The sequence below is a fragment of the Legionella steigerwaltii genome, from assembly GCF_001468065.1.
GTDB lineage: Bacteria > Pseudomonadota > Gammaproteobacteria > Legionellales > Legionellaceae > Legionella > Legionella steigerwaltii.
The window spans coordinates 319,375-333,417 of record NZ_LNYZ01000013.1 but is presented as its reverse complement, the minus strand read 5'-3'; the positions used below and the strand labels follow the sequence as shown (position 1 = coordinate 333,417).

Below are 14,043 nucleotides of genomic sequence, written 5' to 3'. Positions count from 1 at the left end.
AGTTCCTATGATTAATAATCTTTTTGATTAATTATAACCCATTTTGAAAGCATGCATCGTTGTGCTCAAGAGTAGGGTAGATCGGGTCTTGGTCCCACATAAAAAGTTGAGGTCTTAAGTATGGCTAGAGCCTGGTTAATAAAACTTGCAAAATTTAAGATACTATTGCACCATGTTTTCTTTTATAAAAACATGATTTAAATGGAAGAATCTGGAAAGGGCTTAGGGACAAGTTTAGTATCAACAGCTATTCACAATCCCCATCTCATTATTGTTGCATGCTTGATTATCCTTCTTATGGGGGTTCTTGCAATTTTTAATCTCCCCAAAGATTTATTGCCTTCAGCCAATTTGCCCGCAATGCAAGTGATTTCTTCTTATCCTGGGATGCCTGTTACAGATGTAGAAGAAAATCTGACGGCACGATTTGAACGTTATACAGCACAAGCAATTGGTATTGAACGACAGGAATCGAAATCTTTAGTTGGGGTAAGTATCGTTAAAAATTTTTTTGAACCCACTACAGGTCTTAATTCTGCTATGGCACAAACTACATCCTTAGTGATGTCTGTTATGAGCCAATTACCTCCTGGAACTCTGCCGCCTTTAATTCTGCCGTTTGATCCTATGGCATCTATTCCTTTGGCGCTTGTCGCAGTTCGAGGAAATAAAAGCATTGAAAAAATATATGACGTAGCTCGTTACACAGTGCGTAACACCATTCAAGCAGTTCCAGGCGCTATGGCGCCTACCTTGATGGGAGGGAGATTAAGAGAAGTGGTTATCTATCTTGATCCGAAAAAACTTAATGAATACAACTTCTCACCTTTAGCAGTTTTAGAAAAGATGGTGCAATTAAACACTTTCATTCCTTCGGGTGATGTAAAAATTGGTAATTTTGATTATCAAATTATTAGTAATGGATTGGTGCAGCATATTCCTGAAATGAATAATTTCCCATTACGAGCAGAATATGGCGTTCCGGTATATCTAAAACAAATAGGGGAAGCAAAAGACTCAGGGCAAATTCAAACCAATGTAGTGCTTATTGATGGTAAAGAACAAGTGTATGTTCCTGTTTATCGACAACCTGGAGGGAACTCCATTCGTGTTGTAGAAAATGTGAAAGAAGCGATTAAAAAGTCGATGAAAACCTTACAAGATATCGATTTAACTTTAGTTGCAGATCAATCGATTTTTATTCGCAAAGCAATATCGAGTATTACTCAAGAGGCTTTATTAGGTGGTGGTTTGGCAGCGATTATGATTTTCTTTTTTTTGGGGAATCCTCGTGCAACTTTTGGGATCTTGCTGTCGTTGCCACTTGCTTTGTTGGCGGCAATGATTGGTTTAAATGCCTCAGGACAAACCATCAACGCGATGACTTTAGGTGGTTTGGCTTTATCCATTGGCGTATTGGTTGATAACTCCATTGTGGTATTGGAAAACATCAGCAAAAAACTAGAAAGAGGGCGTTCACCGAAGCAAGCAGCTTTGGAAGGCGCATCTGAAGTGGCAATGCCCGTTTTAGCATCAACGCTGGCTACTTTAGTAGTGCTTTTTCCGGTGGTTTTTTTAACGGGTATCGTAAAAATATTATTTGCAGCGCTTGCTAAATCAGTCATGTTTGCCATGATCAGTTCATTTCTGATTGCAATGACTGTGATGCCCCTCTTTGCCTCACATTTTTTACACCGTTCTGATCATACTAATTTGCCGCGTTTGTTATTCTGGACACAAATCGCTATTCATCATTTTACTGAGGGCTATGGAAAAGCATTAGCTTTGGCATTGAAGTACAGAAAAACGGTGTTAGCGATTGCAGCTGCTTTATTTCTTGGTGGAATATCATTGATCCCACTTATTGGTACGGAGCTTTTCCCTCGTGCTGATGCGGGTAGTTTTATTGTAACCATGCGCATTGCCTCAGGTACTCGAATAGAAAAAACAACAGAGTTTGCCAAAGAAATTGATGGCAAATTACGGCAATGGATAAAGCCTGGTGATCTGGAGATGATTATTACGAATGCTGGGGTTGAATACGGTTTCCCAGCCGCATTTACTCCCAATGTTGGCACCCAAGACGTGTTTTTTAATATTGCATTGACTGAAAATCGACAACATACATCCCAACATTACGCCAAAATCATTCGAGAAAAAATGAAAAAGGAATATCCTCATGTGGGAATTGGTATTGAATTAGGCGGACTATTAACTTCAGCATTGAATTATGGTCAAAGAGCTCCTATTGATGTTCAAGTACAAGGCCCTGATATCAAAGAAGAATTCAAAATTGCAAGAGAGCTGTCAAAAGAAATCAAAAAAATACATGGAGCGGTAGATGTTCGTGTTCAGGAACGATTTGATGCCCCTTTTATTAATTTAGACATCAATCGTGATAAGGCCATGGATTTAGGAATTACGACCAACGAGGTTATAAAAAATGTAGTGAGTGCGGTCACGGGTAGTGCAACTTTTGCTTCTAATGTCATTTGGGTTGATCCAAAAACGGGGATTAATTATCCTATGGGCGTGCAATTTGCAGAGCAGCAAGTATCTAATTTTGACCAATTTGCGAACATACCCATTCGCGGTCATGAACGAGAACGTGTCACTCCTTTGAAACGAATAGCTACAATTACCAAAACTAAAGGACCGATCCAGATTGATCATGTCAATTTCCAACGTGTCACTGACATTTATTTGGACGCTCAAGGACGTGATATCGGTGGTCTGTCACGAGACGTGCAAAAAATAATCGATAAAACTCAGTTGCCAGAAGGTTATTCGATTGCCATTCGTGGTGAAATCCGCGAGATGATGGATTCGGTACAATCTTTAGGAGGAGGTTTTTTACTCGCTGCAACGTTGGTTTATTTAATTTTGGTGGTTCAGTTTCGTTCCTTTTCACTCCCTTTGGTCATTATGGTTACTGTGCCCTTAGGTGTTGTAGGGATTGTACTGATGTTGGTGATAACCCATACCTATTTTAGTATTCAAGCAGCGATTGGTGCAATTTTTATGATTGGAATTGCTGTAGCAAATGGCGTTTTATTGATTGAATTTATTTCTTATCATACTCAACTTAATGATCATTTAGATGAAGGGATCATTGCTGGTGCCAAAGAACGTTTACGGCCAATTGTGATGACTTCGCTTGCTGCAATTCTTGGTCTTATTCCTATGGCGATTGGAATAGAAAAAGGATCTGAAGCCAATATCCCTCTTGGTCGAGCAGTTATTGGTGGTCAGCTCTTTTCAGTGATGTTGACTCTATTTATTGTACCTATTTTATATCGTATGTTTTTTGCAAAAGCACATAAGAAAGCGCGAGCGACTAAATGAAGCGTATTTGGAACATCATTTTTTTCTGTTGTATTACAGCCTCTGTTTGGGCCAATACAAAACATATTTTAACTACAGAAGAACTACTACGTCTTGCTGAAAGAAATAGCCAATCAATTACTCAGGCACAGTTAGACGTCATCGTGAAACAAAAGGAAATTGATGTGGCTAAAGCACGCTATTTTCCTGTTCTAAGGGCAGAAGCTTTAGATAGTGCGGGTTTCCCAGGATCTTCTGCTTGGTTAGGTACAGAAGGTTTAGTTGGATCTCCTTATCGCTCAGGCCCCACTGCCGGAGTGGTTACCAAACAATTAATTTACGATTTTGGGCGCACTGCTGCTGCTGTAAAAGCAGCGCGCTCGCAAGTTGATGTGGCCAAGCAATCAACACGTGTTACTGCCTATCAAGTTCAATTATTCGCCTTGCAAGCTTATTATCAATGTGCTACTTACAAGAAAAAACAAGAGATATGGTCTAAATTGGCTAAGGAATCAGCGCTCATTACCAAAGAAGCGAAACATTTTGTAAATACAGGCCAGCGCTCTGTGGTTGATAATTATTTGTCGGAATCAGAGACAGAAGAAGCACGTACTGAGCACGCGTTTTTAAAGGAACAAGTACTCGGCAGTCTCAAAGAACTTGCAGTAATTACAGGTAAAGATGCATCCACAATTGATTGTCCGATATTATCAGAGAAGCTTATTGATTCATTGAACTCACGAAGTCGTGTCTATGCAAGTCCTTATGTGAAAAGGGCAATTGCAGATGCTAAAGCTGCTCAGGAACAATTAAAAAAAGAAAAAGCTATTTTCAGACCTGAGATTGTAGCTATTGCCAGTGGCGGGGGGATGGATAAAACTCATTTGGTCCGTAGAGAGGATTATGCTGTTGGGGTTGGCGTTTCAATGCCACTTCTTGATTTCAATATAACAAGTCGCATCAGCCAAGCACAGGCTGAGTTAATAGCAAAACAACAAGCTATTGCAGCACAAAAACAATTTATAGAAGAAATGAACGCAAAACTTGATTTAACCATTAGAGCTACAATAACTCGAATTAAACACCTCAATATAGAGTTAAATATTGCTAAAGAAGGTTTTAAGGTAGCGAAACGACGTTATTTTAATCTCGAAGGAGACTTGGTTGATTTGCGTGAAGCATGGCGTAATTTAGCACGTGCACAAACAATTATAGAAGATGCGCGTAATGATTTGTTACAAGCGAAAGGAGCTAAAGCATTACTTAATGGATGGGGTTATTAATAGGTACCCCCGGGGTTAACAGGAACTATGGGTATCATCTCCGCAGCACAACAGGATAGGCCATCCAATTTAAATAGTCCTTATGTTGAATTAAAATTGAGTGTTATGTGATGGTCAATGTTATAGTTTGTTAATAAATCTTTTGTTTCATCATCTCCTTCATATTCTTCTGCGAGGTCCAAGGCAGTATATCCCTGGTCGTCTTTTTGATTAACATCTGAATTTTGTTCCAGTAATGCGGGTATAAACTCATTGAAAGCATACATGGAAGCCATCATCAACGCAGTTCGGCCAAGAAAGAAAGGAGTTTTCATGTCAAAGTTTTTTTGTTTAATCAATTGTTCCATCAATATAGGAAATATTTGACTGATCGCTCTGGGTTTATCCATGGCGTGATCAAAAGCTGTTTTTCCTAAGTTATCTTTAATTGTGAACAGATCAGCACCTTGTCCAATTAATTTTTGAACTAAAGCCACATCTACGGTTTCAATAGCCCGCATTACTATTGTTTTACCATTGATGTCTTGAGCATTGATGTCACTTAGAGTCTCTGCTGCTTTTGATAACAATTTTTTCCTCATTTCGTCATCAGCATAATCTAATGCTGTTTTCCCAAAATGATCTTTACTGGTAAATGGACCAATACCTTGATCTATAAGTTTATCGATTACGTTTTGATATTGAAATTTAACTGCATAGATTAGTAATTGATCTTTTTCCTCTGATGTGCCTTTCTTTTCTTGTACTTTTTCTAGCCATGAATCGATTAAATAAATTCCTATCTTGTTTAATTTATTACTGTAAGCCCAATCAATCGGCATCTTATTATCTACAGAAATCTCTTTCTCGTTTGCGCCTCGTTGTAACAATTCCACTACAAAATCATATCGACCATAAGCTACAGCATAATGCAATGCTGTATTTCCTTTATCGTCTTTTGCATTGATATCAATCAGTCCTTCTTGTAATAAATCCAAGAATATCTCTTGGCGACCTGCCTGTGCCGCCCACATTAATAAATTTTTTCCGTGTAGATCGGTTTTATGTCTCTTCTCACCTTGAGACCACTCCTCAAGTAAAGGAGTCAATACAGAAAAGTTATTATTTGTTATTTTATCTAAAGCGGAGTTACCTTGCTCATCAACAGCAAAAATATCTGCACCGCAATGAATTAATTTCGGAATAATGTCCGTTTTTTGATGTACAACAGCATGCATTAAAGCTGTTTCTTTCTTGGCATTGACAAGGGTTGCATCTGCCCCTAAATCCAACAATTGTTCTGCAACATCAGTTGGACTATATTCAATGGCCCACATTAATAAGGTATTTCCTTTTTTATCCTGCGCATCAATATCAGACTGACGTCTTTTATTAATCTGTGACATCCATTCACGAATCAAGGTAGGGATGTGACGCGAATAGTTTAAATTATCGTAATATTTCGAGTGATGCTTAGCGGCAAATTCAAGTATGTTCTCATTTTCTGTACCAGCAGACAAAAGTGTCGGCATTTTCCTAACAAGTAATGAGATAAGTTCTTGATTATGTGATTTTACTGCTAGATGTAACGCTGTTTCGTTATTTTTAGTTTGGATGCTGGTATCGCTTCCTTTCTTTGATAGGAGCTTAAGAGATTCTTTTTGATTCTGTAATACGGAATGATGTAATGCAGTTTCCCCTCGATCATTTACTTGATCAATATTGATTCCACTGCCTTTCTTTAGTAACTCCCTCATTAAATGATGTGCGCCAAAACTGGCAGCATACATCAACAGGGTATTTCCATGATGATCAGCATGATTAATGTCTAAATCACCGGATTTAATTTTTTTGTACCAAACATCTAAAATTGGAAAAATAGACCCCACATCATACGGTTCTAATTCCAAAACTGTTTGGTCTTGATCATCAACAGCAAAAATATCTGCACCATGGTTTAATAACGCAGTGACTAATTCGGCACCACCTGGACCTCTAACTCCTCTATGTAATGCTACCACGCCTAAATTGGTTCTTGAATGAACATCAGCCCCATACTTAATTAATAAAGAAATTAATTCAGCGTTACCAAATTCAGCACAATCTACGAGACTACTATTTTCTTTTAAGAACGCTGATATATCTAGATTTTCTTGACGTAACCCTTCTAAAAAATGCTCCATTTGTTCGGGATTTGCAATTTTGAGTAAAATTTGCATTATATTTTTCACATCGTACCTCGCCTTTTTTTCGGGAGGGAATGCAAAATATTTAGATATGGCTTCATCTGTATGAATAAAAAATTCAGAATATAAGGGATATTCACTATGAGCTAATATTCTTTGGACAGCTGAGTCTTGATATCCCCTATGATCAACAGGCAAAACACTTTCTTCCTGCTCATTTATAGAATAACCAACGACTGATGGGGTAGCTGCAAAACCGCCCACTCCGACATTGACTGCGCTTTTACCTTTCTCAATTAATCTCAAAGCTAAAGCAGCATACATTTTAGAAATGATTATTTGGTTTTTTCTTACAGATCTAATATTGTTCTGTGACTCCACAGAATCAAAAACTAAAACATTACCCTCACCACCCCAAGCCCAAGATTGCGCGATGATATCCTTAGGTGATACCGCTCTTGAATCCCCATCATGAGGTGGTTTTCCTTTGCAAAGAACATAAAATCCTCCTTGTTCGCTGGTAACACCATGTCGTGCACAAGCATCTCCATTACTTCCTAGCGATTGACAACATCCGGTGATATAGCCCAATACTGGGCCTTTAGGATCATCCTCTTTTAGTTTAATCATATAGTATCCAGGACAATCAAAATCTTTGCCGTCAACGAATATTGGAGGAATATGTTCGTCACTGCTTTTTGCTTTACTTTTAAGTGAGAGGTAATCATCAAAAATATATTGGGAAATTCCATATTGATGAAATAAACGTGCGGCATCTTTATCTTGTGCTGCATTTTTATATTTTAGGTTTAAAGCGGTTTCAATTAGTTTAGCTACTTTCACTTCTTCCAAAAGGGGATGCTGATCACGGATACTATTTAATTGTTTCTCAATTAATCTGCCTTGATTTTTTAATGTTGTGAGTGCGTTTTGTTTTTCCTTAAGAGTTTTTTTTAACCCCTCAATAATGTTTTCCGATTTAGCCTCCTTCGTTGCCGCATTCATCTTTTTTCTGATTTCAATGATTTGGCCTTCTATTTGTCTGTATTCTTTTTGATTAACGTCTTTTTTTTCTTGAAGTTCCTGAAAGGAGGTTACGATGTCTTGGTCATAAGCCAAGGCAATGTTGTTGTCCTGATTTGTAACTAGTTCATGCTGAACTGCACCTGCATGAGTGATCACGCCACTTTTAATAAATGCTCTATTTTGCATTTGCTCTGCAAATATCTTCCGCCATGTAAGAAGATCCCAATCATCATCCTCCGGCAAATCAAAGAAACAGGCCTCCTGCAAAGGTCTTTGTGCTTGGCTTTGTTTGTAGTGCCCATTAAGATAAGCAAAAGCCTTATCTTTATCACCAAAGATAATAGCCAGTTTGTAGGCATAGATTTCTGGATAGGTCCCCCCCTCCATAAAGCATGCTAATTTACAAAATGCTAATAGTTCAGCATATAGCTGCTCATCAAATCCATAATCACCTACTTTAAAATTAATTGAATGATGAGTAATTGTTGCTTTTAATTCTTTAAACAGCTGTCCAGGTTTATAATTTCCATTTTTTAAATCTGCAATTTCTTTTATTAATTCTTTAGGTACTCTACGATTGAAATCTGATTTTTTGGTGACTGTATAAAGCGCCTCTTGAAATTTTTGAGGTTGGCTTGCATCGTATTCTGTTATTATAAATCCAATCATTTGATTGATTAAATTAATATTTGCCATTATCTTCTCAAATTTATTTTGAAGGTGCATAACACCTATAAGGATGCAGATGTTAATTAAAAATTTATTAATATGACTAATTATAGTACGGATTTTTTTGACTAAAAAATGATATTCATAAAGGAACAAGGTGCATGTGAGCCAAAAGTATATTTCCAGTCTATCATTTAAATAATACCTACATTGGACGTAATATCATTAAGGAATACCATGAATATCCCGGCATTAACCGCATTTGTTTTTTTAAGTGTAGCTACGGTGACCTTTGCAGATAATCATGCATACAACGGACCCGATAACCCAATTATTCCTGCTGATAATGATAAAATCAGATTGGATCTTGCTCAATGTATTGAGGATACCAATGAGGTGATGACCGATAATGAAAATCATGATTTAGCGAAAGATCTATGTAAATTACGGGCACAACATCAAACTGTACGCCAACACGTATTGAAAGGATTGGCTGAATTAGTCGATCAATATAAAGGAGTGACGAATCATGAGCATGATCAGAATTTGGCTCAGACCATTTCATTGATTCAGAGAGGAGTAAAATTGTGCCTGGATACTCTAGCTTCTCAGGAGGTTTGTCACAATATAGGTTGTGCTACTCAACCTGAAGCTGATGCCATCCTTTGTGACAATCAAGCCATGGCCATCATCAACAGACTTCTAGGGCGTGAATAGCAAGGTAGGTTGTTAAGCATACGCCTGCTTTGATTTTACTCTGTGATCTTTACAAACCCTTCTTGAACGAGCTGTATCAATCTTGCCATGGCATCAGTGGTGACTTTGATCCCGGGAAGCAAATCTGTATTTACCCAGTTATGAGCTTTTGCTGTGGCGCCACACAGCTCGACTTGTACGCCGCGCTTTATCAGGTCGGCAATCAGTTCTTTGTAGGGATTACCCGTCGCGATATTTCGTTCAGTGTTATAAGTTTCGTCGTTCAACGTCACATGGCCTGCGTTCGTGTGAAAGACAACGATTACTTCTGATTTAGCCCCCCAATCGGAGAAGTCATTTTCAATGAGCTGAATATGGAAAAGCGCTGCCGGTAGATCGCCTTCGAAGGCCAAGGAGGCAACGCTGAATACTGCTTTTACCTCTGTGAGCTTCACCGGTATATCGATCTGAAGCGGTTTCTTTGAAATAGACATTTTAGATTCCTTTGTCAAATATAGAATTTTCTACCCTTTATGATTATAGAAAGTATAGATTAACCCCCTATGTCTAGAAAGGTTGGTCTTGGCCCGACATTAATCTTTTTGATAGATTGTTAGTTGTTACAGATATCATCAAGAAAGAATTACCAGCGATGGGACTTGATCCAATAGATTACAAATGACGGAGCGTGGACCATGGCCAGACCTTGTGCCCAACCATTATATTAAGGGAGATAATTATGGTTAAACCTATTTTCAAATTACTGATAATTTTATTTGCATCGTGTGTCAGTAGCTTATGTTTCGCTAATTACTTAATCGGTACCTTTTATTGGTCAGGATGGTGGGAAAAACCAGTTCCTGGGCATTACGTAGTGAATGGAGTGGATTGGCGACCTTATTATCCGGGTAGACAACCTCTTATTGGTTGGTATGATGATCAACAATCTGAAGTAGATAATGAAATTATCTTAGCGACGCTCGGCCATGTTGGTTTTTTTACTTTTGATTGGTATACCGATAGACCTTCGCGTTATCCAGGTGCAGAAGAAAATCTTAATAACGGTGTTAAATTTTTTCAGACATCACAATACAAACATCTAATGCAATTTTCAGTCATGTATACCAACGACGATTATTTTGGTATTAAAACTCAATCTGAGTGGCAAGAATCAGTCGCGAAATGGATTACTTATTTTCAAGATCCACAATATTTAAAAATAAATGGCAAGCCTGTATTTTTTATTTTCAGAGCTTCTTCTTTGACTTCTGAGTGGGGTAGTGTAGCCAATGTTAAAGCCGCTCTAAGCGATTTAAGACAAGAAGTGGCAAAAGCAGGTTTCCCTGGTTTGATTTTGGGTGGGGGATTAGTCAATCCAGATAGTGATGGTAGCAATATTAAATCTCTTTCTGAACTCGGTTTTGATTTTTATTTTGCTTATAACTATAACAATGCAGCATTGCCAGCAGGGCCTACTCAATATAGTCGTTATTTGACGTTACTGCCCCAATTGTGGAACTTGTTTAAAACCTATAGTTCCATTCCTTATACTCCAGTAGTTGTCCAAGGATATGATCCGCGTGCATGGGATAATTTAAAGGCTCCTTATTTCATTAATCGTTCACCTGGCATTTTTAACCAACAATTGCAATTGGCTAAAAACTTTGTGGATCAAAATCCAACGATGCAAATTGACGGTCAAAAAATGATAATGATCTACGCATGGAATGAATTGGGAAATGGAGGTGAATTATTACCGGATGTTGAAGATGGTTTTAATTATATTTATCAAATCGGAGCGGTATTTAATGGAATGAGTCCTTAATCGGACTCATTTGTTAGTACTGGCATGCATGAACCAATCCTCTTGGATATATGGTGCAAGCTAATTCAACTCGTTTTTTAACTTTTCTGAATTATTGACTCACCTTAAATAAACCAATGGCTCCCAAGAAAAGGCTTACAAAAAATTGATATTAATGAGTTCCATTGAGGAGCAAGCCGCTTGTTGGAATCTTCCCGACTATCTAAATGCAAAGTAGTTTGTCTATTCTCTTGAACTATAATTTGAGTAGAATATAAAAGGTATTTTAACTATGCGCGCCAATTTTCCAGAATGAAAATGTATACGGGATGGTTGGCTGATCTCTATCATCCGTTTTTCAATGAAACCCCTATCTGTCATTGGGGATACATGTATTATGATTTAATTGGACGTTATCTCCAATTAATATCCGATGAATATTTATTACGATAACGAATTCCATTTTATAGACGGCAGTGGTGGAGGAGATACCTTGGCAACCAATTTTGTTGTGACACAATGGTAACTATAACCTCCCATCTTCCTGTTTTTCCAGTATTTTTTGATGCACTTCCTATATTAGGAGTTGATGGTTCACTGGCAACAGTCACTGAGTTTCAAACGAACCCTAGTCTTTTGGGAGCGACTGGAAAAGTTCATGCAAAAACTGGAACTTTTTTACAAGAAACAAAGCAAGATCTTGTATTAAAAAGCCAAGCATTCTTCGGTTATATTGATGCTACAAGCGGAAGACGGCTGGTTTACCAGCTTGTAGTTAATGATGTCAAAATAAGCTCAATAACTGATGTAATCCAAGTATTTCAAAATGAAGGAATTCTGTCAGCAGTATTGTGGCGTGATTTTTAGCAAGCATAGATTGAGCCATCTATGATTTTTATTATACAGGTTATGATAAATTTACGTACATTGATTAATATTTGACTAATTTTCGACTGTTACAATCTAATTAATTAGATCTTTATAACTGAAAAGAGTTCGTTTAGGGATATATATCTAAGACACCATTTAATCGCTTTGGCATAGTAAGAAATAGGGTGGTTTATGAAATTTGGAATAGTAGGGTTTGGTCGATTTGGTCAGTTATGGGCTCATGCCCTTTTATCATTTGGTGATGTTTTAGTTTATGACAAAAAGACTTCTGATTCATCAATAAAATTTACTTGTTTGGAGGAAGTAGCCCAAGCAGATGTTGTTTTTGTTCTAGTACCTATTTCTGAATTTGAAACAAGTTGTATGGAAATTAAAAGGGTATTAAAGCCAACCTCTTTAGTTGTAGATTGTTGTTCCGTTAAGATACATCCTGTAAAGGTAATGAAAAGAGTGTTTTCACCATCGCAGCCTCTTCTTGCCACACACCCTTTGTTTGGACCGGATTCTGTAAAGAAAAGCGGTGGATTAATGAATCATAAAATTGTGATTTGTCCCTTAACACCTCCTCAAGATGAACATGAGCAACTGCACAGTATTTTTAAAAAAATGGGGCTCATTCCACTGATAACGACTCCAGATGAGCATGATGAACAAATGGCGCACTCTCAAGGATTAGTTCATTTCTTAGGACGAGGATTACAAGCACTTAATTTACATCAACAAGAACTAGCAACTCCTGATTTTAATGCTCTATTAAATATTAATGGCATGGTTGCAAATGATACATGGCAATTATTTTTTGATATGCACCACTATAACCCTTACACAAGAGAAGTACGGCAAAAATTGATCAGTCAATTAGTGAATGTCAATAAATACTTTGAATGAGGAAAGTTTCATGTTTGATCTCGAACTGTTAAGAAAGGAGGTGTTGACGCTGCCATATAATTAGAGTCTATACTCAATGGTATCAGCTTTAAGTGATGGAAATAAATTTTATGCAGATTTTATGTATAGAATCCGAGCATCAACAGCCGTCGAAATCGCTAATGGTTAATGATACTTTGTACCAAATTGATCTATCTAAATATGAAGATTCACTGCGTTTTTATACAACAAATAAAAGCGTTCATATTTTTCGTGAGCTGATTAACAATTTAGACATCAAGACACCATTGATTACATTATTAGGCTCTGGGGATTTTCATCACCTTTCTTATTTTTTTTTAGAACGAATTAAAGAGCCATTTAATTTAGTTGTATTTGATAATCATACTGATTGTAGTTTTATGCCCCCTAAGTTTCATTGTGGTAATTGGCTTTATACTGCCGCGCAGCTGCCACAATGCAAACAGATTCTTCATATTGGTGCTACGGAAGGGTATAGTTGGTTTGATCGGCTATTAGGCTTAAATCAATTAGTACGACAAAAACACTTCATTGCGTTTTCAGCACAAGATATGCAGAATCAAGGAATGAAAGGTTATCAAAATGTTTTACATCAAATTGATACGAATTTACCGATTTATATTAGTGTCGATAAAGATGTTCTCTCAGCTCAAGAAATTGAAACTGATTGGGATCAAGGCATACTAAAAATAACTGATTTTTTTGAAATGTTAACTTTGTTAGCTCAATATAGGATTATAGGAGCTGATATAACTGGGGAGCGAACAGAACCTGCTCATTATAAAAGTTTTATTAAACGGACCATATCGCATTGGGAGCATCCCACATTGCGAACTATTGAGAATAAAAATCGATTAAAGCAAAACGAGATTAACCGGCATATTATTGAAACTTTAGGAGTCAAATTAAATGATGGTACTTGAATGGATTCCATTATTCATATTTTGCTCTATTCTCGAAGCTCTTGGTCAGCTATCTCTTAAAAAATGTGCTCTTGCCAGCGCATCATTATCAGGCATTAAGTATTATTTGAGTCTTTTTAAAAATATCTATTTATTTATAGGAATCACGCTTTTTTTATTAGAATTTATAGCGTGGGTATTCATATTGACACGTTTGCCATTGAACATTGCTTTTCCCCTAACCGGGATACAACAACTTATTATTATTCTTTTTTCATTTTTCTTTTTAAAAGAAAAAATAAATTTTGCTCAGTGGATTGGCGTAGGAATGGTAATCATGGGAATCGTATTATTGGAATAGGACTTTAACATTA

10 protein-coding genes are annotated in these 14,043 nt (G+C 37.1%); 8 read left to right on the top strand and 2 right to left on the bottom strand.

Annotated features, from left to right (window positions below; all coding sequences use genetic code 11):
* Nucleotides 1–201 precede the first annotated feature (201 nt).
* Together Lstg_RS09280 and Lstg_RS09275 are read left to right on the top strand one after the other, a co-directional pair.
* Nucleotides 202–3,345 carry an efflux RND transporter permease subunit gene (locus tag Lstg_RS09280; RefSeq protein ID WP_058477385.1) on the top strand — a complete coding sequence of 1,048 codons (3,144 nt, stop codon included), beginning with the start codon at nt 202–204 and terminating at the stop codon, nt 3,343–3,345.
* Nucleotides 3,342–4,607: a TolC family protein gene (locus Lstg_RS09275; RefSeq protein WP_058477384.1), complete on the top strand. Its 1,266-nt coding sequence runs from the start codon at nt 3,342–3,344 to the stop codon at nt 4,605–4,607. Before Lstg_RS09280 ends, Lstg_RS09275 begins: the two co-directional genes overlap by 4 nt.
* Nucleotides 4,608–4,687: 80 nt before the next feature.
* Here Lstg_RS09275 and Lstg_RS09270 read toward each other — a convergent pair whose 3' ends face one another.
* On the bottom strand, nt 4,688–8,494 hold the full coding sequence (locus Lstg_RS09270; protein WP_058477383.1) for an ankyrin repeat domain-containing protein: 3,807 nt from the start codon (nt 8,492–8,494) through the stop codon (nt 4,688–4,690).
* Nucleotides 8,495–8,704: 210 nt separating this feature from the next.
* On the opposite strand from Lstg_RS09270, the gene Lstg_RS09265 reads away from it, so the two are divergent.
* Nucleotides 8,705–9,184, top strand: a complete 480-nt coding sequence (locus Lstg_RS09265; RefSeq protein ID WP_058477382.1) for a hypothetical protein — start codon at nt 8,705–8,707, stop codon at nt 9,182–9,184.
* 35 nt (nt 9,185–9,219) lie between these two features.
* On the opposite strand, the gene Lstg_RS09260 is transcribed toward Lstg_RS09265, so the two are convergent.
* Nucleotides 9,220–9,657, bottom strand: coding sequence for a DsrE family protein (locus tag Lstg_RS09260; protein WP_058477381.1), 438 nt, complete (start codon nt 9,655–9,657; stop codon nt 9,220–9,222).
* A 245-nt stretch (nt 9,658–9,902) separates the two neighbouring features.
* Between Lstg_RS09260 and Lstg_RS09255 the strand changes: the two genes are divergently transcribed.
* The 5 genes from Lstg_RS09255 to Lstg_RS09235 all read left to right on the top strand — a co-directional run bounded on the left by Lstg_RS09255 (nt 9,903) and on the right by Lstg_RS09235 (nt 14,030).
* A complete protein-coding gene (locus Lstg_RS09255; protein WP_058477380.1) occupies nt 9,903–10,988 on the top strand; it encodes a glycoside hydrolase family 99-like domain-containing protein in 1,086 nt (361 codons plus the stop codon).
* Between the two features lie 498 nt (nt 10,989–11,486).
* Nucleotides 11,487–11,834 (top strand): D-alanyl-D-alanine carboxypeptidase, encoded by a 348-nt coding sequence (locus Lstg_RS09250; RefSeq protein WP_058477379.1) that lies wholly within the window; start codon nt 11,487–11,489, stop codon nt 11,832–11,834.
* Between the two features lie 195 nt (nt 11,835–12,029).
* Nucleotides 12,030–12,746, top strand: a complete 717-nt coding sequence (locus Lstg_RS09245) for a prephenate dehydrogenase/arogenate dehydrogenase family protein (RefSeq protein WP_058477378.1) — start codon at nt 12,030–12,032, stop codon at nt 12,744–12,746.
* A 110-nt stretch (nt 12,747–12,856) separates the two neighbouring features.
* Complete coding sequence (locus Lstg_RS09240) at nt 12,857–13,690, top strand: arginase family protein (protein WP_058477377.1); 834 nt, start codon at nt 12,857–12,859, stop codon at nt 13,688–13,690.
* Nucleotides 13,677–14,030 carry an EamA family transporter gene (locus Lstg_RS09235; protein ID WP_058477376.1) on the top strand — a complete coding sequence of 118 codons (354 nt, stop codon included), beginning with the start codon at nt 13,677–13,679 and terminating at the stop codon, nt 14,028–14,030. Before Lstg_RS09240 ends, Lstg_RS09235 begins: the two co-directional genes overlap by 14 nt.
* The last annotated feature ends 13 nt before the right edge of the window (nt 14,031–14,043 follow it).